Origin of the sequence: Saccharopolyspora oryzae (assembly GCF_027853915.1) — a bacterium.
Taxonomy (GTDB): Bacteria; Actinomycetota; Actinomycetes; order Mycobacteriales; family Pseudonocardiaceae; genus Saccharopolyspora; species Saccharopolyspora oryzae.
The window spans coordinates 1-20,077 of the sequence record NZ_JAQGLA010000028.1 but is presented as its reverse complement, the minus strand read 5'-3'; the positions used below and the strand labels follow the sequence as shown (position 1 = coordinate 20,077).

Below are 20,077 nucleotides of genomic sequence, written 5' to 3'. Positions count from 1 at the left end.
CCCTCATCAGCGCATGTAGAGGCCGCCGTTGGCGTCCCAGCAGGCCCCGGTGACCGAGGCGGCCTCCGGCGAGGCCAGCAGCGCCACCATCCGGGCGATGAACGCCGGGTCGCCGAGCCTGCGGACCGGGATGTTCTCCGCGAACGACTCCAACGAGTCCTCCCCGACGATGGCCCGCACCATCGGGCTGTCCTGCGGCCCCGGCGACACCGCGTTCACGGTGACCCCGCGCGGCGCGAGCTCCCGGGCGAAGACCTTGGTCGCCGACATGATCGCGCCCTTGGACGAGGCGTAGTGACCACCGGTCGCGGTCCCGCCGTTCTGCCCGGCCAGCGAGGCCATGTTGACGATCCGGCCGTAGCCCTGGTCGGCGAAGTGCGCGCCGAAGATCTGGCAGGCGGCGAAGGTGCCGGTGAAGTTGACCGCCATCACGGCGTCGAGCTCCTCCGGCGTGATCTCCATCAGCGGCGTCGCCTGCGTGCGGGCGGCGTTGTTGACCAGCACGTGCACGCCGCCGAAGTCGGCCACCACGTCGGCGAGCAGCTGCTGCAGGGCAGCGCGATCGCGCACGTCGACGCGGTAGCTGCGCGCGGTGGCGCCGGTGCCGTCCAGCTCCGCGGCCAACGCCGCGGAATCGTCCACATCGGACACCGCGACGCGGTAGCCCTCGGCGTGCAAGCGGCGGACGATGAACTCGCCCAGCCCGCTCGCCCCGCCGGTCACCACCGCGACCTGCGCGCTCACAGCAGGAATCCCGCGGCCGGCACGGCGTCCTCGCTGTCCACGAGCCGCACGACCTTCTGCACGATGCGGTCCGCACCCGACTCCGAGAGCCGGATCCGGTGCACCAGGTCGCCCGCCCAGATGTCGTGACGACCGCGCTTGTAGGCGACGATGATCTGCGCCGAGCGCAGCACCACCTCGTCATCGGACACCGACTCCGGCACGAAGCGGGACACCGTGCGGGCCGTGCGGGCGGCGTCGACCGCAGCGATCGCGTAGCCCTCGATCATGCGGGTCACGCGCATCTGCCGCATGCGGGCGTCGTCGTAGACCATGTTGAGCGAGTTCGCGAAGTCCTCGGTCTCCGGGTCGATCGGGATGATGTAGAGCCCGTCGTCGGCGAACAGCTCGTTCCAGGCCACGTAGTCCTTGCGGTCGAGCAGTTCGGCCTCGCGCCAGACCAGCTCGATCGCCCGGACCACGCGAGGATCGGTCGTCGACAGCCGGGATTCCACCGCGGTCGCGTCAGTCATCGCCCATCATCTCCTTCCACTTGCCGTAGGCCGCGCGCATGCCGGTCTCGTCGGTGACGTGGGCGGTCGGCCACCCCTGCGAACTGGCCTTCTCGCGGCCGATGCCGCGGTTGACCATGATCGGCATGTCCGGGGCGCCCTGCGCGCCGCGCTGCACCCGGTCCCAGCCCTCCGCGTCGTCGGGGGTGCCGAAGCCGAACGGCCCCTGGAAGTGCTCGTGGATGCGCAGCCGCTCGCGGTTGACGGCGTCGACCTCGGGCGGGCCGTCCGGACCGATCGCGACGTGCTCGATGTAGGTCTCGTCGGCCGCGATCGGGCGCAGCACCCGGAAGAACGCCGAGGACATCGAGACGTTCGGGAACAGGTTGAGGTTGAAGCCGGTGCCGTGCATCGCGCGGACCAGCTTGCGCACCTGCGCCTCGTCCAGCGTCTTCGACAGCTCCGCGACGAGGTCGTCGAACCGGCCCTGCAACGGCTCGCTGCCGTCGTCGGCGTCGAGGTCGGAGTGCTCGGGCACCATCTGCATCACGCTGTGCCCGTTGCCGAGGTCGTGGGTGATCGCGGCCGGGTCGTTCATGAACGACATCATGTCCGCGGTCTCGGCGTCGACCGACGCCATCCACGACCGGTGCACGATCGGGAAGTGGTAGCCGTCGGTGGTGTTCTCCAGCTGGATCTTCCAGTTGCCGCGGAACTTGAACTGGTGCTTGCCCAGCACCTTGATCGGGTAGCCGCCGCCCTGCTTCATGAACAGGTCGATCCACTGCCGGGCGTCGCCGAGGAACTCCTCCAGCGGCTCGGCGTCCTCGTTGAACGTCGCGAACACCAGACCGCCGTAGGTCTCGGTGCGCAGCTTCTTCAACGACAGCTCCGACTTGTCGACGACACCCTCGTAGCCGTCCGGGTACGGGATGCCGCGCAGCTGCCCGTTCAGGCCGTACGACCAGGCGTGGTACGGGCAGGTGAAGCCGTTGGCCTTGCCGCTGGGCTTCTCGCAGAGGCTGGCGCCGCGGTGGCGGCAGCGGTTGAGCAGGGTGCGCAGCTCGCCCTTGCGGTCGCGGGTGACGATCACCGGCTGCTTGCCGACGTAGGTCGACTTGAAGGTGCCCGGACCGGGCAGCTCGCTCTCGTGCGCGACCCACACCCAGGTGCGCTCGAAGATCTTGGTCAGCTCCTGCTCGAAGATCTCCGGGTCGGTGTAGAGGCGGCCGGCGACCCGGTCCCCGGCGACCAGATCGGCAGCGGCGGTGGTGTTGTCGGTCATCGGGATCTCCCTGGTCAGTCGGGAAGCTCGACGTCTTCGCGGACGGTGAGCGCGCGGCCCATCCGGGCCTCGATCCGGGCGAAGCGCCACAGCTTGGCGGGCCCGTCGGCGACCTGCGTCGTGCGGAAGAGGTTGCACGCGGCCTTGACCGTCTCCTGCGAGTCGACGTCGGCGAGGATGTAGCAGGTCCAGGGCCAGCCCTCGGACGGTCCGACCATGTGCGAGTCGTCGTCCATGTCGCCGATGAAGTCCACCCCGGGCAGCGCCTTGAGCTGGTCCATCATCGAGACGAACGCCTGCCAGACGTCACCGATCTGGATGCCGTCGGTGGGCAGGTCGAAGAAGTTCTGGTTGATGCCGATGCAGAACAGCACGCGGAGCGGCTGAGCCGTCATGCGGACCTCCTTCGTCGTGGGATCAGCGCTGGTCAGAGACCGTGAGCGTTTTGCGGTGCTATAGCCCCACAAAGCGCTCACGAGGCCTGACCAGCCACTTCTCAGCGGAAACCTGGTGTGGTGGGCGGCATTCCCATCAGAACCGCGCCCGCCGCGTCGTACATCGACGGACCCAGGAAGGCGTGCTGCTTGGGGACGAGCGCGTCGCCGTGCAGCAGCTGCAGCGGGTGCCCGGTGTTGATCGGCGCGGTGCCGGAGACCTCCAGCAGCCCGGCGACGACGTCGGAGGAGGTCTTCGCCAGGTGCGCCGAGGACAGCCGCAGCTGCGCGTTCTGCTCGTCGGTGGCCTCGTCACCGGCCAGCACGGTCTCCCAGACCTCGTTGCTGACCTCGTAGAACCACGCCCGGGCCGAGCGCAGCGCGGCCTCCGCACCGGCGACCGCGGTGCGGTAGTAGGGGCGATCGGCCAGCTTCGGCGCGCCGGTGACCCCGGCGTAGCCGGCACCGACCTCTTCGGCGTGGTCGAGCGCGGCGCGGGCCACCCCGGCGCCGACGACGGCGAGCACCTGGGCGGCGTAGGCGATCGTCGGGTAGCGGTAGAGCGGTTCGTCCACAGTGGGCGTTCCGCCGCGGATGAAGGTCCACTCCCGCGGCACTTCGGCGCCCCGCACCACCAGGTCGAACGACCCGGTGCCGCGCATGCCGACGACGTCCCACTCCTGGACGATCTCGACCTGCTCGGGGCGCAGCACCGCGGTTCGCGGCTTGCCGGCGGTGGTCTCGTCACCGGGGATGCCCACGCCGAGGACGTCGGCGCCCATGCACCCGCTGGCGAACTTCCAGCGGCCGTCGACCAGGAAACCGGTCTCGGTCGGCTCGGCGGGCTGCACCGGGAACAAGCCGCCGGCGAAGGCCACGTCCGGGCCGTCGCGGTAGATCTCGGCCTGCGTCTCGAGCGGCAGCGCGGCCAGGTAGACCAGGGCGGAACCGAAGCTGGCGACCCAGCCGGTGGAACCGTCCACCGCCGAGATCCGCTCGATCCGCCGCAGGAAGTCCGCCGGGGCGAGCGGCTGGCCGCCGAACCTCGTCGGGGTGGCGGCGCGGTAGATCCCGAGCTCCTTGAGCCGGGCGATGAAGTCCTTCGGCACGTAGCGCTGCTCGCGGAACTCGACCCGCCGCTCGGCGAGCTCCGCCAGCACGTCCTCGAAGGTGACACCGTCGGCTTGCAGGGTGTGCACCATCTCAGCTCCCTCTCGTTGCTGGACGGTTCTCGACGTTACGAACGCGCCCGCCACCGCGGAATTGGTATTGCCTCTGCCGCCGTAGGGGATTCCTTCAGTGCGGACCCCCTCGAACCGCCCTTACGCTGGGCAGATGCAGGTCGATCCTCGCGCGCCCGAACTGACGGCGCAGGACTTCGTCGCGATGGTGCACGCCACCCGGATGTGCGTGCTGCTGCACGACGCCGCGACCAAGGACATCCTCTGGGCCAACCCGGCGGCGTGCGAGATGCTCGGCTGGAGCGTCGACGAGCTGCGCCCGCTCAAGGCCAACCACATGAGCAGCTCCGCCCAGCAGTACGACCGGGTGATCGGCCGCGCCTGGCTGCAGGAGGCCGTCGAGAAGGGCGCGAGCCGGATCGAGTGGCACTACCGCGCCAAGTCCGGCCGGGTGATCCCGACCGACGCGATCGCGCTCCGGGTCGAGCTGGCGCGCGGACCTGCGGTGATGGTCCAGTTCCGGGACATCGAGCGCGAGCAGGAGGTGGAGCGCGAGCTGCGGCTGACCACGTCGTGGGTGGACGCGCTGGCGCACCACACCTCGACCATCGCGCTGATGCTGGACTGCACCGGGACGATCCGGTTCGCCACCAACACCGCGCTGCCGCTCATCGGCGCGCGCCCCGGCGAACCGATCGGGCTGCTCACCGACCACGCGCGGCTGCGAATGCTCGGACGTCTGTCCACATGGGACGAAGTGCTGGCGCGGACGGATCCGGTCACCTCGGTGCAGCTGGAGATCCCGGGCCGGCCGGACCCCGTCTACCTGGAGGGAAGCCTCGAACGGCTGCAGGAAGCCGATGGCGACGCGCTGCTGATGATCCTGCACGACGTGTCCGAGCGGGTCCACGGCCAGGTGCGCCGGGAGCGCGAGATGCACCGGGAGAACTACCACGCGCGCTACACCGCGATGGGCGACATGGCGATGGCCATCGCGCACGAGCTCGGCCAGCCGCTGGCCGCCGCGGGGAACTTCCTGGCCGGTGCTCGCGCTGCGGCGCAGGCGGATTCGCGCGTCGGGTACGGGATCGACAACGCGGTGCGGCAGATCGACCGGGCGTCCACCATCGTCAGCTCGGTGCGCGCGTTCGTCGGCCACCTCGAGCACGTGCAGCAGGTCGCCGACCTCAACGACATCCTCGAGGAATGCCTGTACTTCGTCCGGTTGCGGGCGGATCCGGCGGGCGTCGAGGTGCGGGTGCAGCGCAGTCCGGAGCCGGTGCCGGTGCGCTGCGAGCGGGTGCTGACCGGGCAGGTGGTGCTCAACCTGTGCTTCAACGCGATCGACGAGATGGCGGTGTGCGCCCCGGACCGGCGGCAGCTGACCGTCACCACCCGGATCGACGGGGGCACCGGGGTCCTCACCGTCGACGACCTGGGCCGCGGGCTGCCGCGCGATCCGTTCGAGCAGACCTTCACCGACAAGGAGCACGGCAGCGGCATCGGCCTGGCGCTGAGCTACCGGATCATCACCCGCCAGCACGGCACGATCTGGAGCGAGCAGCGCGACTCGGGCGGATCCCGCTTCGGCTTCACCCTCCCGCTGGCGGAGTCGTGAGTACTTTGGGGTGCTATAGCGCCCCAAAGTGCTCACGTGCCTTGACCAGCGGAAACGGAGCTGCGGGGTGGTCCGGGCGTAGGGGAAATCCTCAGCTGGGCGCGGGGAAGTCTCGATTCCGGGGTGACGGGCTCGTGCGTAGCGTCTCAACGGTGCCGGTAACCGTCCTGCCACAGGAGGAATCGTGCCCGAGCTGACCTCGTCCCAACGCGAATTCCGCACCGCGATGGCGAATCTGTCGGCGGCCGTCAACGTCGTCACCACCGACGGAGCCCACGGGCTCGCCGGGATGACCGTCAGCGCGGCCTGCTCGGTGACGGACTCGCCGCCGACCGTCCTGGTGTGCGTCAACCGGTCCAGCCGATCCCACGACGTCCTGGTCGCCAACGGCCGGATCTGCGTCAACGTGCTCGGCGCCGACCAGGAAGACCTGGCGATGCACTTCGCCGGCGCCACGAAGGTGCCGACCGCGCAGCGGTTCACCGAGGACTGCTGGGACCTGGAGTCCGAAGGCGTCCCGGTGCTGCGCGGTGCGCCCGCCTCGCTCATCGGCCGGATCATCGCCGAACGCGCCCAGGGCTCGCACTCGGTGATGTTCGTCGAAGTCGACAAGGTCTTGACCAGCGAGGACAGCGGTGCTCTCGTCTACTTCCAGCGCCGCTTCCACAGCCTGACCCCGCTGAGCGCCTGAGCCCCGTCCGCGGAGAGGAGATCGCCGGATGCCCACGGACACGTCAGGTTCCGAACCGACTCGGATGACGTTGACCTGCTACAACGACACCCACGGCTACGGCTGGCGGCACGTCGACCTGTTCGTCCACGACGCCGAGGGCCGCGAGCTGAACTGGGTCCACTGGGCGGTCGCGGCGGACGGCCCGGACGCGGCCGACGCGGTCACCGCCGAGGTGGAGCCGACGCTGCGGCGGACCTCGGAGTGGCGGCACGACGTCAGCGCCAGCGGCATGGACTACTGGGTGGCCGACGCGGCGTGGGAGCAGCAGTGACCGGATCGCGCTGGCAGCCGTGGTCGCTGCGCTCGCTCGTCAACTCGCTGAACAGCGGCGACATCACGCCCGCCGAGGCGCACCAGCGCGCTCGCGCGCGGATCGCCGAGACCGAGCCCGAGCTGCGGGCGTGGGTGGAGCTGGATCAGGACGTCTCCCCGGTCGCCGACGGGCCGCTCGGCGGGGTTCCGCTCGCGGTCAAGGACATCATCGACCTCGCAGGACTGCCCACCAGGTGCGGATCGCAGCTGCGCGCTTCCGCCGGGGCCGCTGAGGCCGATGCGACGATCGTGACCGCGTGGCGGCAAGCCGGTGCGGTGCCGATCGGCAAGTCGGTGACCACCGAGTTCGCGTACTTCGCGCCCGGTCCGACCCGCAACCCGGCCGCGCTCCCGCACACGCCGGGCGGCTCCTCCAGCGGCTCGGCCGCGGCCGTCGGTGCTGGTCAGGTGCCACTCGCGCTGGGATCGCAGACCGCTGCCTCGGTCACCCGGCCCGCCGCGTTCTGCGGCGTCGCGTCGCTGGTGCTCAGCCGCGGCCGGTTCCCGGTCGACGGGGTCACCGGCCTGAGCCCGAGCCTGGACAGCCACGGCTTCTTCACCGCGAGCGCGTCCGACCTCGCCCTGGCCTGGTCCGCCCTGACCGGCGAACCCGATGCCGCACTGACGGCGGACCGACCGCCGCGCCTGCTGCTGTGGCCGGCCGCGCAGTTCAACGTCGACCCGCAGATGACGACCGCCCTGTCCAGTGCCTGCGCCACGTTGCGCGCCGCGGGCGCGGTGATCGACGAGTTCCCTGACCCGCAGCTGATCACCCAACTCGCCGAGGCCCACCCGGTGATCATGGCCTACGAAGCCGCCCGCGAACGCTCCGCGGAGCTGGCGGCGTCATCCCAGATCAGCACGCAGCTGGCAACCCTCCTGAAGACCGGCGCGGCCACCCCGGAACACGACTACGAAACCGCCCGCCGCACCACGACCGAGGCAGGCACCCGCGTCGCGGAACTCCTCTCCACCTACGACGCCGTCCTAGCCCCAGCAGCCCTCGGCCCAGCCCCCGCAGGCCTGGACGCCACCGGCGACCCGATCCTCAGCCGCCCCTGGCAAGCCCTCGGCCTCCCCGCAGCCGGCATCCCGGCAATGCGCACCCCATCAGGCCTCCCCCTCGGCCTCCAACTCATCGGCACCCGCGAGTCCGAACTCCTCACCACGGCCTGCTGGACCGAATCAACGCTCCACCCCTGATCGCTCCGCCGCCCCACGGCTTCAGCCACGACTGAACGCAGTTTCAATTGAAACTGCGGACCCCACCCACGGCGGATCACAGTTTCAATTGAAACTGCACACCCGGGCGTGTCGGGACCCCGGCGTGTGGGGACCTGCGGACCCCGACAAGCCCACACCTGTGGACAAGTCGTCCTGACCTCTACTCGGTGGAGGAGGATGTCGCGGACGAGGGTGGCGAGGCTTTCGGCGTCCGCCTTGGCCTTGATGCGGGCTCGGTGGACGTCGACGGTTTTGACGCTCGTGCCGAGCTTGCCCGCGATGGTCTGGCTCGGCAGGCCCTCGATGACCAGGCGCAACACCTCCCGCTCGCGCGGGGTCAGCGACTGCAGGCGGGCCGCGACGGCGCTGCGCTCGGCGTGCTCGGCGAAGCGGTGGCGGGCCTCGTCCAGCTGCGCCTGGACCAGCTCCACCATCCGCTGCGGCTGGTAGGGCTTCTCCAGGAAGTCGACGGCGCCGCGGGTGACGGCGCGGACCGACATCGGGATGTCGCCGTGGGCCGAGCAGAACACCACCGGCGCCGGGTAGTCCATCTCCAGCAGCCGGTCCTGCAGCTGGAAGCCGCTGATCCCGGGCATCCGCACGTCGACGATGACCACGGCGACCTCGGCCGGGTCGAACTCGGCCAGGAAGGTGCCGGCGTCGGGGTAGGTCAGGGCCTGGACGCCGATGCTCTCCAGCAGGAACACCAGCGACTGCCGCAGGTCCGCATCGTCGTCGACGATGTGCACCACCGGTTCGGTGTTCTCCGAGGTCACCGGCCCCGCCTCCTCCACGTCGGCCACCGCCCGCCCGGTCACGGCTTCATCAGCACCGACGCGGACGGGTGGTCGCTGGCCCAGTCCGCGGCGAGCGGCGCGATGAACACGTTCTCGGTCCGCGTACGTGTGATCCTCCAACCATCCGCGTCTTTTCGGAAGGCGTTGTTCAGCCGGCTGGAGCGCAGCAGGGCCTTGCCGTCGGAGAACAGCCAGGGCTGCACGTGGATCCACTGGCCGGTCGCCTCGGTGCCGTCGACGTGGATCTGCTCCGAGGTGAGGTAGTGCGCGTTCAGCAGCAGTGCCGGGTCCTGCTTCTCGCCCCAGAAGGCCTCGAAGTGCGCGCGGATCGCCGCGGCGCCCTCGGCCCGGCCGAACTGGCCGTCGTAGTACTCGCCGACGCCTTCCCAGACGGCGTCCTCGGCGTAGAGCTCCATGATCAGGTCGATGCGGTGGGCGTCGTCGCGGACGCCGAACTCGGGGCAGGGCGTATCGCACAGGAACATGTAGCGGGCCTGGATCCGGCGGATCTCGGCCTCGGCCTCCAGGACCTCGACCCGGCGGGCGAGCTCGGCGACGGTCTTCTCCAACGACATGTTCACCTCACGGGATGTTCCGGACCGGAACTCAGGAGTGCACAGTGGACGATCGCGGCGGGCTGCGCCGGAGCGGGCGCAGCGGACTTCGGGGCCGGACCTAATGGATAGCACCAACGCACGCCGCGCGGAACCCCGCAAACCCCGGCAAATCACCCACATCGAAAACATAACCGCAGGTCAGACGCATCACCAGTGCTCCAGCTGAAGGTTTCCCCTACGCCCGCTGGGGAGCTCTACCAATTCCGCACCGCCGGACCAGCGCTTACGCTCGGCAACCATCCAGGCAACGGCGCGACCCCGAGGAGTCCGGATGGCCGAGCAGGGTTCCACAGTGGACACTCCGAGCGCGGGAACCCGGATCACCGCGCTCGAAGCGATCCCGTTCGCCATCCCCTACGCCAAACCGCTGAAGTTCGCCTCCGGCGAGGTGCACGCCGCGGAGCACGTGCTGATCCGCGTGCACACCGAGGACGGCGTCATCGGCGTGGCCGAAGCGCCGCCCCGCCCGTTCACCTACGGCGAGACGCAGGCCGGGATCGTCGCCGTCGTCGACTCCCTCTTCGCTCCGCAGGTCACGGGCTTGCACCTGACCCAGCGCGAGGTCGCCCGCGCCCGCCTCGACCGCACCGTCGGCAACCCCACCGCCAAGGCCGCGATCGACATGGCGATGTGGGACGCCTTCGGCAAGACCACCGGCCTCAACGTCACCGACCTGCTCGGCGGCTACACCGACCGGCTCCGGGTCAGCCACATGCTCGGCTTCGACGAGCCCGCGAACATGGTCGCCGAGGCCGAGCGGATGGTGGCGACCTACGGCATCCGCACGTTCAAGGTGAAGGTCGGCCGCCGCCCGGTCGAGCTCGACGTCGCCGTGGTGCGCGCGCTCCGCGAGGCGTTCGGCGACGCCGTGGAGCTCTACGTCGACGGCAACCGCGGCTGGACGCCGGCCGAGTCGCTGCGCGCGATGCGCCAGCTCGCCGACGTCGACCTGATCTTCGCCGAGGAGCTCTGCCCGGCCGACGACGTGCTCGGCAGGCGCTGGCTGGTCGGCAACCTGGACGTCCCGTTCATCGCCGACGAATCCGCGGTGACCCCGGCCGACATCACCCGCGAGGTGCTCGGCGGTTCGGCCACCGCCATCAGCATCAAGACCGCCCGCACCGGGTTCACCGGCTCGCAGCGCGCGCACCACCTCGCCGAGGGGCTCGGCCTCGAGGTCGTCATGGGCAACCAGATCGACGGCCAGCTGGGCACCGCCTGCACGATCGCCTTCGGCGCCGCCCACCAGCGGACTTCGCACCGCGCCGCGGAGCTCTCCAACTTCCTGGACATGACCGACGACCTGCTCACCGAGCCGCTGCGGATCCGCGACGGCGAGCTGCGGGTCCGGCCAGGCGCCGGGATCGGGGTCGAGATCGACCCGGACAAGCTCGCCCACTACCGCCAGGACTCGTGAGCGGCGGCGGTCGTTCTCGCGACCGCCGCCGCTCACGCAAACGGGATGGAGGACCCAGATGAGCGCCGCTGACGAGACCGCCACGGCAGCCGCTTCGGGCGCTGCCGCGACCGAGCGCTTCCACCACGACAAGTCGCCGTACGACGCGGTCAAGGACACCCCGAAGGAGCGCGTCGACCTGCTCGCGCGCGAGGTCATCGGCGCGATCCACGAGACGATCCGCAAGCACCAGGTGACCTACGACGAGTACAACGCGCTGAAGGCGTGGCTGATCCAGGTCGGCGCGGACGGCGAGTGGCCGCTGTTCCTGGACGTCTGGGTGGAGCACGTGGTCGAGGACGTGGCCACCGCCGACCGCAAGGGCAGCAAGGGCTCGATCGAGGGCCCGTACTACGCCCCGAACGCCCCCGAGCGCGGCGCGGACGCCGAGCTGCCGATGCGCGAGGACGAGGCCGGCACCCCGCTGCTGTGGGAAGGCGCGATCACCTCGGTCGACGGCACCCCGCTGGCCGGGACCGTGGAGCTGTGGCACGCCGACTCCGACGGCTTCTACAGCCAGTTCGCCCCGGGCCTGCCGGAGTGGAACCTGCGCGGCACGTTCACCACCGGTGAGGACGGCAAGTTCCGGATCCGCACCATCCAGCCCGCGCCGTACCAGATCCCCACCGACGGGGCCTGCGGGAAGCTGATCGCCGCGGCCGGCTGGCACGCGTGGCGCCCGGCGCACCTGCACGTGAAGGTCTCCGCGCCCGGCCACCAGCAGCTCATAGCGCAGCTGTACTTCCCCGGCGACCCGCACAACGACGACGACATCGCCAGCGCGGTCAAGCCGGAGCTGATCCTCTCGCCGGTCACCCAGGCCGACGGCAGCGCTAAGATCGACTACAGCTTCGCGCTCGACCCGCAGGAGGACTGACCGTGCTGTTCCACGTGCGGATGGACGTGCGCTTGCCGCACGACCTCGACCCGGACGCCAAGGCCGAGATCATCGCCAGGGAGAAGGCCTACGCCCAGGAGCTGCAGCGGTCCGGCAAGTGGCCGCAGATCTGGCGCATCGTCGGAGAGTACGCGAACATCTCGATCTTCGACGTCGAGTCCAACGACGAGCTGCACACCCTGCTGTCCGGCCTGCCGCTGTTCCAGTACATGGACATCGAGGTCACGCCGCTGGCCAAGCACCCGTCCGACATCAAGGACTGAGTCCACTTCGGACCATCGGGGTGGGTTCGCCGCAGAACCCACCCCGATGGCGATTCCCGACGAACCCTCCCGCGACGAGCGCCGCTTGCCCTACTGTGGCCGAGTTCCGGAACTCTCGGGAGAATCGGTTGTTCAAGCTGCTGCGCCGCACGCGTTCCAAGGCCGACTACACGTGGTTCCTAGCGGTCCGCGAATGGCCCGTGCTGGTCTCCGCACTCGGCGTGCTGCTCGGCGCCGTCACCATCCTGCCCAGCGCGGTGGGCGTCGTGATCTCGGTGATCGCCCTGCTGCTCGGGTCCGCGACCTTCGTGCGAGACCTGCGCAACCTGCGGCGGCGCTGGTCCTCCCACGACTTCTCGCTGATCGCCGCGCCGTTCCCGCACGAGGCGTTCCCGCCGCCGGCCGCGTACCCGGACGCCGAGTACTGCTACCTGCCCAACCGCGGAACCGCGCTGATCAGCGACGGGATCGACGGCAGCTTGCGGGAACGGCGGTTCACCGTGCGGGTGGCCGACGAGCCCTACCGGCTCCCGCCGATCCTGCGCGCCACCGCCCCGCACGTGCTGCCCATCCGGGCCCGAGGGCGCCTGCTGTTCAACGGCCCGGTGGTGGGCATGCGCACCGAGCCGCTGCCGGGGGTAGGTGAGGCGGAGATCCAGCTGCACCGCGCCCGGTACTTCGACTTCCAGTGCTCCAACGAGCTGTGCACGATGCGCATCACCAACCGGGAGACGGGCGAGGACCTCGACCCGCGCCGCCGCCTGCTGACCGACACGTCCGGCCGGATCGTCACCCTGGCGGCCAGCGTCCTCTCAGACGTCGTGGGGATCTCCACCTTGGCGTTCACCACCGACGGCCTGCTGCTCCTGGTGGGCCAGTCCGACCGCAACACGGCCAGCCCGCTTCTGCAGGCCCCGTCCGGCAGCGGATCCCTGGAACCCCGCGACCTGACCGACGCCGACGGCGAAGCGCGCGAAACCCTGGCCGACGTGCTGCGAGCGGGCATGGAGCGCGAGTTCTGCGAGGAGACGGGCGTGCGCCCGGACGCCATCGCGGGCACCGAGATGACGGGCTTCGCGCGCTGGATGGAACGCGGCGCGAAACCGGAGTTCTTCGGCCTGACCGAGCTGTCGGTGTCGAGCACCGAAATCCGCGGCACGGCACCACGAGGCGCGGAGCGCCTGTACAGCTCCGACGTCACCTTCCTCGAGATCGACCTCGCCGCCCTGGGCGCCGAACTCCGCACGGGAACCCCGATCCTCGAAGCCCCGAGCCTCCCCACCGTGATCCGCGAGGTCGGCTCCCTCCCCCTCCTCCTCGGCATCCGCGCAGCAGCCCGCCACCGCACCGCCTGACCCCACCGAAATCGCGGGCCCGCTGCCGGTCTCGTCCGCAAGACCCTCTTGGCGAATCCTCTATGGACACCCTCCGAACGCGGCTGATCGCTCAGCGGGATCGCCGTACCCGCAACTGGGACTCGACGGTCGGGGACGTCCTCATGGGACACTTGCGGGCATGTTTGGAATGCCTGGGGTCTACGAGATTCTCGTCATGGTCGGTGTCTTGATCGTCATCATCGCGGTCGTGGCGCTGATCGCTCGCAGCATGAAGAAGTAGGCCGGGCGAGCACGAACGAACCGCGCGCCTTCGCTCTGGCATCGCAGAGCGGAGGCGCGCCGCTTTCTCCGCACCTTCCGGCGCTGGTCCCGGTGCCGCACCAGCTGATCGGCTCGAGTCCAGATTCCCGGAATTGGACCAGGCGCTGGGCCGGGAGGCTCCGTACGGTCGTGCTCGGACACCACGAACGGAGCCATTCCATGCACCCGCGACTCGCCACGGACCGCGATGAGCTGCCGCAGCTGCTGGCGGCCGTCCAGCAGCACGCCGCTGACGTGCTCTCCCAGTTCTCCGAGCGGAAGGTCGTGCCCGCAGCTCCGCTGCCGGAACCGGCCCCGCTGTCCGCGCGGGGGGCTGGGCTGCAGGCCGCGCTGGAGGAGTTCGCCGCACGCTGGGAACCCGCGCTGTCGACGAGCGCTGGACCGCGGTACCTCGGATTCGTCACCGGCGGGGTGACGCCCGCTGCGTTGGCCGGCGACTGGATGACCTCGACCTGGGACCAGAACTCCTTCACTTCCCTGGACGCGGCCGGGCAACACCTGGAGCGCGAGGCGATCGGCTGGCTGCGGTCCCTGTTCGGCCTGTCCGACCAGCAGCGCGGGACCTTCGTCAGCGGCGCCACCATGTCCAACACCGTCGGCCTCGCCGTCGCCCGCGAATGGCTCGGAGAACAGCAGGGCGTCTCACCTGCCGAGCACGGAGCGGGCGCGCTCGGCGGGGTGCGGGTGCTCTCGGGGGCCGCGCATTCCAGCGCGGCCAAGGGGCTGTCCGTGCTCGGCCTGGGGCGCCGTTCTCTGGTCCAGGTGCCGCCCCAGCCCGGGAGGGAAGCCGTCGACCTGGCAGCGCTGGAGCGCGCGCTGGCCGAGGACGAGGGACCGTGCATCGTGATCGCCAACGCGGGCACCGTCAACACCGTCGACTTCGACGACCTGCGGGCCATCGCCGGGCTGCGCGAGCGCTACCCGTTCTGGCTGCACGTGGACGCCGCGTTCGGCGCCTTCGCCGCCCTGTCCCCCGAGCACGCGCACCTGGTCGACGGCCTCGACCTTGCCGACTCCATCTGCATCGACCTGCACAAATGGCTGAACGTGCCCTACGACAGCGCCGTGCAGTTCACCCGCCGCCCCGACCTGCAGACGCGCGTCTTCCAGAACGCGGCGGCCTACCTCGGCCCGCTCGGCGACACCCCCGACACGGCCCACCTCACCCCGGAGAACTCCCGCCGCCTGCGCGCCATCCCCGCTTGGTTCACCCTGCGCGCCTACGGGCGGGACGGGTATCGCGAGATCACCGAGCGGTGCATCGCCTGCGCACGCACCGTCGGTGACGCCGTCGACAGCACCCCCGGTCTGCAACTCCTGGCACCCGTCCGCCTGAACGTCGTCTGCTTCACCCTCGCCGACGACCCCACCGCCGAACGGCTCTCCGCGCTCACCGAGCAGATCGTCGACGAGGCATTCCTGACCCCCACCGTCCTTGACGGCGTGCCCGCGCTGCGGGCCGCCTTCAGCAACTGGCAGACCACCGCAACCGACGCCCACCGAGTGGTGTCGGCACTGCGAGCAGCGGTGCACGAGTTGTGACGCAACGACCTACGAGCTGGTCCTAAGTGGACGGTCTCATCCAACACGCTCGTTCTCGGACACGGGTCTTCCCGGCCCGCGCGCTCATCGACGCAGGCGCCTGCGGATCGCTGCGGCGATCATGAGGATCGGCACGATCAGCGGGAGCAGCGCCAGCGGCCAGTACGCGCCCGCGAGGGCGGGCACCACCAGCAGCACCGACCCGAAGCCGAGGGTGAAGGTGAGGTCGCCGTCCTGATCGTCGTGGGGATGCCGGACCACCACGGCGACCAGACCCGCCACGGCCAGGACCACCACCAGCCGCAGCCCCCAGAAGCCGGCCAGCGCCGTGATCGGCGCCAGGATCGCCACCGGGAGGAAGAACGCGAGGTAGACCCAAGGGCCGACGACGCACACGCGCGCCACGAGCAGGCCCGACCGTCGGGTCGCCCCTTGCCACTGGGCGGCTTGCGCCACCACACGATCATCGGCATCCCGGCCCCCGGTTCCGCACATGCGAAACCCCAGGTCTGTGACCTGGGGTTTTGGTGGGTCGCCAGGGGATCGAACCCTGAACCCGCGGATTAAAAGTCCGCTGCTCTGCCAGTTGAGCTAACGACCCGCGTGCCCCAGGTTACAAGGTCCGGACGATCTTGTGCGGTACTGGTGGCCGGTTTCTCTTCCGAGGCGGTCGCAGCCCGGCCGCGGAGCGGGCGATTCACCTGGTCCGGACCTCCACCCGCTGGTCACGGCCCTGATCGGGCAGCGGGAGCACCGGGTGCCGGAATCCCTGGTCGGCGAGATCGACCATTAGTTTGGCAAAGGGATGCAACCCCGGCCCGGGGTGCGCGTCTTACGGGGCAAAGGGCGCGGGACGCTCAACCTGATACGGAAGGAACACCATGTTGCTGAACCGGACTCGTACGCTGGGTGCTGCTGTCGCGCTGGTCGGCGGTGTCGCTCTGCTCAGCGGGTGCGCTCAGGGAGCGACCAACGCGCCTTCGCCGGAGCAGGGCACCAACAGCGCCACCGCCGAGCAGGCCACCGGCGAGACCAACGCCAAGACCGAGGCCAAGACCGAGCAGGCCAGCGACGAGACCAGCAGCGAGGCCGCCTGCTCCGCGGGCAACTTCAAGGTCGAGCTGAACGTCCAGCCGGACCGCCCGGGCATCCTGCTGCTGGCGGCCACCAACAACTCGAAGGAGACCTGCACGGTCAACGGCTACCCGACGCTGGTCGGCACCGACATGTCCGGTGCGGACATCGACGTGCAGGCCAAGCAGGTCGATGTCCCCGGCGCGCCGACCTCCTTCGAGGTCGCCCCGGGCCAGACCGCCTTCGCCGGGGTGAAGATCGAGACCGGTGACAAGGGCGACTCCGACGTCAAGGTCGCCACCGGCTTCAAGGTCGGCTTGCCGGGCAGCCCGGGCGCGGTGGACGCCGAGGTCGTCACCGACCCGAGCGCCGGCGGCTACCCCGAGTACCCGATCAAGTCGATCGAGGTCGGCTCCCTGCAGCCGGCCGCCCAGGGCGTCACCGTCTTCTGATCCGAAGAGCTCGAAGGGCGCTTCTCCGACTCGGCGGAGAAGCGCCCTTCGTCTTCTCAAGCAGGGGTGCAGTTGGCGCGGATCTGGGTCACTGCGACGTGGGCGCCCTCGCCGTCGGCGCCCTCCTTGTAGTCCTCACCGCGGTTGTGCAGCTTGATCGAGAGTTTGCCCTGGTCGATGCGGTGGGTGCCGAGGTCGACCCACTTGCCGAGGTTCGCGACCTGGTCGACGTCCTTGACGGCGATCACGTTCGCCCCGCCCTGGTCGAAGCTGTTGAAGATCGAGTAGTGGGCCGCGGTGGCCCCCACGTTGCGGCGGTCGCTGTCATTGGGGATGTACACCGAGAGTGCGCAGTCGGCCACCTTCAGGTCACCGGAGACGTCGAACGTCCACTTGCCGAAGTGCTGGGAATCCGAGGTGTTGGCCTCCCCCGACATCGGCATGGCGTCGAAGCTGCCCCGGCAACCGGCTTCGGCGCTGCCCCCGCTCCGGGTGTACCAGCCCTCGGTGCCGTTCGAGTAGTAGCCGACCGCCTCGTACTTCTGCTGCGCGTTGTTCGCACAGCCCGGTCCGGCGACCAGCGACACCCGGGTCGGCTGCTCGACCGGCGGCGGGCCGGCGTTCTGCTCGGGGGTGTCGGGTTCGGTCCGGACCGGCTCGCCCTGCTCGGCCGGCAGCGCATCGACCGGTGTTTCCGGCGGCGGCTCCTGGGCCGACAGCAGGGGGCCGTTGCCGGGCTCTTGCGGCTGAGGCGCGTTCATCCCGATCGCGACGTGCTCGTCCTCGCGGTCACCGGTCATCAGCAGCGCGATCACGAACGGCACCGACACCAGGACGATGGCCGCCGCCGCCAAGGCGATCAGCGAGAACTTCGACGGCAAGCCGACTCCCTTGGCCGGGGTCGGTTCGGCGGGCGCGGGCTGCGGCGGCTGCGCGGTGCCGGACAGGGACGCCAGCGGGACCTCTTCGTAGGAGGGCTCGGCCCGTTCGACCGGTTCCACCGGGGTGCCTTCCGCCGGGACGTAGATCCGCAGTTCCGGCGGCAGCGATTCCAGGGATTCGCCTTCCGGTCCGCGATTCGGGTCAGTTTCCGACGCCACTCGTATCACTAACTCCAGAAATCCGGGACCGGCGCCGATCCCCGAACCGGACACCGCTTTCCGTTCAGTACCTTATACTTTGGCCCGTTCTGGGGGAAACCTGCGCGGGGGAACCTTCACCGAACGTCAACAATCCGCTGCCGCGAACAGAAATGAAGGCCATGCGAGACCTCCTCTTCGTCGCACTAGTCTCGCTCTGGTGCTCGGTGGCCGTCGGGGTGCTCGGCGCCGTGGTCCTGTGGTTGATGCGCCGCAGTTCGCTGGTCGTGATGATGATGGTGCTCTCGGTGGTGACCGTCATCGAGATCGCGTTCACCTTCGCCGCGCTGGGATTCCTCGGGGTGTTCACCGAGCAGGCGATGATCGCCGTGCTGCTGGCCTGCATCCCGACGACCGCGGTGTCGCTGGCGCTGTGCCTGCTGCTCGGCGCGCGGATCCTCAACGGCAGCCGGAGCCTCGCGCGCGCCACCCGGACCATGGGCGAGGACGGGCGGTTCGCCGCACCCGCGCAGTCCGGCTCGGCGGAACTCGCCGTGCTCACCCAGGAACTCGCCGCGACCAGCGCGGCGCTGACTGCTTCGCGCGAGCAGGAGCGGGTTCTGGAGGCCTCGCGGCGGCAGCTGATCGCCTGGGTCTCGCACGACCTGCGCACGCCGCTGGCCGGACTGCGGGCCATGACCGAGGCGCTGCAGGACGGCATGGCCCGCGACCAGGACCGCTACCTGGGGCTGATCCTCCAGGAGACGCAGCGGCTGGACCAGCTGGTCGGCGACCTGTTCGACCTGTCGCGCATCCAGTCCAACTCGCTGACCCTGTCGCTGACGCCGGTGTCGCTGCCGGACCTGATCAACGATGCGGTGACCGCGATCGAGCCGCAGGCCCGCAACCGCGGGGTGCGGCTGGTGCCCGGCGGCATCGAGTCCCTCGACGTCCGGGTGGACGTCCGGCAGATCAACCGGGTGCTGGGCAACCTGCTCGGCAACGCCGTCCGGCACACGCATCCCGGCGGTGCGGTGACGGTGAGCGCGCACTCCGCGGACGGGATGGCGGTGCTGTCCATTTCGGACGCTTGCGGCGGGATTCCGCCCGAGGACCTGGCGAATGTCTTCGAACCCGGTTGGCGCGGGGCGCCGGCGCGGCCGTCCGGCAAGGACGTCGGCGGCGGGCTGGGCCTGGCCATCGTGCGCGGAATCGTCGAGGCGCACCACGGCGCGGTGGCGGTGGACAACATCGAGGGCGGCTGCCGCTTCACCGCCACCATCCCGCTCGCCGCTGGTAGCGCCTCGTGAGCGTTTCGGGGCGCTATAGCACCCCGAAGTACTCACGATCTCTGACCAGCTGAAACGGTGCCTCTCACGCAGCCGTTAGAAGAGGTTCCCGTCGGACGATGCCCAGCTCGATGGCCTTGCGAGTCAGCTCGGCCTTGTTCCGGACTTCGAGCTTGGCCCGGATGCGCTTGACGTAGGTGTCGACGGTCGCCGCGGACAGGCCCATCCGGCGGGCCGCCTGCGAGTGCGTGTAGCCGTCGGCGATCCAGCGCAGGACCTCCTGCTCGCGGCGTGTCAGCAGCTGCTGCACCGACTCCGACTCGGCGCTGACACCGGTGAGGGCCGCCCGGGAACCGGACGTCACGTACACCGCGCCGCGGGCAACCACAGCCAGCGCGTCGTGGAATTCCTGCTGGTCGCAGCCGGTTCCGAGGAATCCCAGGGCGCCGGCCCGCAGCAGCTCCGGGACCTGGTCGAACGCCTGCTCCGGCAGGACCACCAGCACCCGGTAGGAGCGGCTGAGCCGGGACACGCAGTGCTGCAGCTGCTCGACCGGGGTGGCCCCGCCGAAGGCGAGGACCGCGACGTCGGTGAGCGAGCGCTGCGGGGCCTCGCTCAGCATCCGGGTGACCTTCTCCTGCAGTTCCGGTCGGTCGGCGAACACCGTGACTTCCGACAGCACGCGCATCAGCAAGGCGATTCACTCCCACACTTCGCCGGTTCGCGCCGGAGCACAGGCAGCTTCGACTGTTCGTCGCGATACGGCGGGAATTGTTCGGGGCCGTGTCTTACCGGCCATCTTCGGACACCGGGAACGCTACCGATGCCGACGTCGCCTGCGAAGAGTTGTCGAGCAGCTGTAAGGGATGGTCGGAAACGTTGTAAGAATCTGTAAGAAAGGGTCGTGAGTGCGTAACAGTGTTCGAACAC

At 70.0% G+C, this 20,077-nt stretch carries 20 protein-coding genes, 1 tRNA gene and 1 pseudogene; 11 read left to right on the top strand and 11 right to left on the bottom strand.

What is annotated here, in order from left to right; translation table 11 throughout:
- Positions 1-6 precede the first annotated feature (6 nt).
- The 5 genes from OU415_RS18350 to OU415_RS18330 all read right to left on the bottom strand — a co-directional run bounded on the left by OU415_RS18350 (position 7) and on the right by OU415_RS18330 (position 4,156).
- Positions 7-744: an SDR family NAD(P)-dependent oxidoreductase gene (locus OU415_RS18350; protein WP_270950092.1), complete on the bottom strand. Its 738-nt coding sequence runs from the start codon at positions 742-744 to the stop codon at positions 7-9.
- Entirely contained in the window at positions 741-1,256 is a 516-nt protein-coding gene (locus OU415_RS18345; protein ID WP_270950091.1) for an aromatic-ring-hydroxylating dioxygenase subunit beta, read from the bottom strand. The genes OU415_RS18350 and OU415_RS18345 overlap by 4 nt, the downstream gene beginning before the upstream one ends.
- Positions 1,249-2,520: an aromatic ring-hydroxylating oxygenase subunit alpha gene (locus OU415_RS18340; RefSeq protein ID WP_270950090.1), complete on the bottom strand. Its 1,272-nt coding sequence runs from the start codon at positions 2,518-2,520 to the stop codon at positions 1,249-1,251. The genes OU415_RS18345 and OU415_RS18340 overlap by 8 nt, the downstream gene beginning before the upstream one ends.
- 14 nt (positions 2,521-2,534) lie before the next feature.
- Complete coding sequence (locus tag OU415_RS18335; RefSeq protein WP_270950089.1) at positions 2,535-2,915, bottom strand: hypothetical protein; 381 nt, start codon at positions 2,913-2,915, stop codon at positions 2,535-2,537.
- Between the two features lie 101 nt (positions 2,916-3,016).
- Entirely contained in the window at positions 3,017-4,156 is a 1,140-nt protein-coding gene (locus OU415_RS18330) for an acyl-CoA dehydrogenase family protein (RefSeq protein WP_270950088.1), read from the bottom strand.
- A 133-nt stretch (positions 4,157-4,289) separates the two neighbouring features.
- Here OU415_RS18330 and OU415_RS18325 point away from each other — a divergent pair, with 133 nt between their 5' ends.
- The 4 genes from OU415_RS18325 to OU415_RS18310 all read left to right on the top strand — a co-directional run bounded on the left by OU415_RS18325 (position 4,290) and on the right by OU415_RS18310 (position 8,001).
- Entirely contained in the window at positions 4,290-5,753 is a 1,464-nt protein-coding gene (locus OU415_RS18325; RefSeq protein ID WP_270950087.1) for a PAS domain-containing sensor histidine kinase, read from the top strand.
- A gap of 184 nt (positions 5,754-5,937) precedes the next feature.
- Complete coding sequence (locus OU415_RS18320; RefSeq protein WP_270950086.1) at positions 5,938-6,444, top strand: flavin reductase; 507 nt, start codon at positions 5,938-5,940, stop codon at positions 6,442-6,444.
- 28 nt (positions 6,445-6,472) lie between these two features.
- Entirely contained in the window at positions 6,473-6,757 is a 285-nt protein-coding gene (locus OU415_RS18315; protein WP_270950085.1) for a hypothetical protein, read from the top strand.
- Positions 6,754-8,001: an amidase gene (locus OU415_RS18310; protein WP_270950084.1), complete on the top strand. Its 1,248-nt coding sequence runs from the start codon at positions 6,754-6,756 to the stop codon at positions 7,999-8,001. Before OU415_RS18315 ends, OU415_RS18310 begins: the two co-directional genes overlap by 4 nt.
- A 215-nt stretch (positions 8,002-8,216) precedes the next feature.
- Here the strand turns inward: OU415_RS18310 and OU415_RS18305 are convergent.
- Positions 8,217-8,771: pseudogene (locus OU415_RS18305) on the bottom strand (response regulator transcription factor); the annotation flags it as partial.
- Positions 8,772-8,836: 65 nt separating this feature from the next.
- Positions 8,837-9,394 carry a nuclear transport factor 2 family protein gene (locus OU415_RS18300; RefSeq protein ID WP_270950083.1) on the bottom strand — a complete coding sequence of 186 codons (558 nt, stop codon included), beginning with the start codon at positions 9,392-9,394 and terminating at the stop codon, positions 8,837-8,839.
- 313 nt (positions 9,395-9,707) lie between these two features.
- On the opposite strand from OU415_RS18300, the gene OU415_RS18295 reads away from it, so the two are divergent.
- The 5 genes from OU415_RS18295 (at position 9,708) to OU415_RS18275 (ending at position 15,253) form a co-directional block, all read left to right on the top strand.
- Positions 9,708-10,853, top strand: coding sequence for a mandelate racemase/muconate lactonizing enzyme family protein (locus OU415_RS18295; RefSeq protein WP_270950082.1), 1,146 nt, complete (start codon positions 9,708-9,710; stop codon positions 10,851-10,853).
- A 58-nt stretch (positions 10,854-10,911) separates the two neighbouring features.
- Positions 10,912-11,769: a catechol 1,2-dioxygenase gene (gene catA, locus OU415_RS18290; protein ID WP_270950081.1), complete on the top strand. Its 858-nt coding sequence runs from the start codon at positions 10,912-10,914 to the stop codon at positions 11,767-11,769.
- A 2-nt stretch (positions 11,770-11,771) separates the two neighbouring features.
- Positions 11,772-12,053 (top strand): muconolactone Delta-isomerase, encoded by a 282-nt coding sequence (catC, locus tag OU415_RS18285; protein WP_270950080.1) that lies wholly within the window; start codon positions 11,772-11,774, stop codon positions 12,051-12,053.
- Between the two features lie 128 nt (positions 12,054-12,181).
- Positions 12,182-13,408: a hypothetical protein gene (locus OU415_RS18280; RefSeq protein WP_270950079.1), complete on the top strand. Its 1,227-nt coding sequence runs from the start codon at positions 12,182-12,184 to the stop codon at positions 13,406-13,408.
- Positions 13,409-13,870: 462 nt separating this feature from the next.
- Positions 13,871-15,253 (top strand): pyridoxal phosphate-dependent decarboxylase family protein, encoded by a 1,383-nt coding sequence (locus OU415_RS18275; protein ID WP_270950078.1) that lies wholly within the window; start codon positions 13,871-13,873, stop codon positions 15,251-15,253.
- Positions 15,254-15,337: 84 nt separating this feature from the next.
- Here OU415_RS18275 and OU415_RS18270 read toward each other — a convergent pair whose 3' ends face one another.
- Positions 15,338-15,709: a hypothetical protein gene (locus OU415_RS18270; RefSeq protein ID WP_270950077.1), complete on the bottom strand. Its 372-nt coding sequence runs from the start codon at positions 15,707-15,709 to the stop codon at positions 15,338-15,340.
- A 69-nt stretch (positions 15,710-15,778) separates the two neighbouring features.
- Positions 15,779-15,854 (bottom strand) — tRNA-Lys (locus OU415_RS18265).
- A 280-nt stretch (positions 15,855-16,134) separates the two neighbouring features.
- Here OU415_RS18265 and OU415_RS18260 point away from each other — a divergent pair.
- Positions 16,135-16,779, top strand: a complete 645-nt coding sequence (locus tag OU415_RS18260; protein ID WP_270950075.1) for a DUF4232 domain-containing protein — start codon at positions 16,135-16,137, stop codon at positions 16,777-16,779.
- 56 nt (positions 16,780-16,835) lie between these two features.
- Here OU415_RS18260 and OU415_RS18255 read toward each other — a convergent pair whose 3' ends face one another.
- A complete protein-coding gene (locus tag OU415_RS18255) occupies positions 16,836-17,879 on the bottom strand; it encodes a hypothetical protein (RefSeq protein ID WP_270950074.1) in 1,044 nt (347 codons plus the stop codon).
- Positions 17,880-18,040: 161 nt separating this feature from the next.
- Here OU415_RS18255 and OU415_RS18250 point away from each other — a divergent pair, with 161 nt between their 5' ends.
- Positions 18,041-19,168, top strand: a complete 1,128-nt coding sequence (locus tag OU415_RS18250) for a sensor histidine kinase (protein ID WP_270950073.1) — start codon at positions 18,041-18,043, stop codon at positions 19,166-19,168.
- A 64-nt stretch (positions 19,169-19,232) separates the two neighbouring features.
- On the opposite strand, the gene OU415_RS18245 is transcribed toward OU415_RS18250, so the two are convergent.
- Positions 19,233-19,835 (bottom strand): response regulator transcription factor, encoded by a 603-nt coding sequence (locus OU415_RS18245; protein ID WP_270950072.1) that lies wholly within the window; start codon positions 19,833-19,835, stop codon positions 19,233-19,235.
- Positions 19,836-20,077 lie beyond the last annotated feature (242 nt).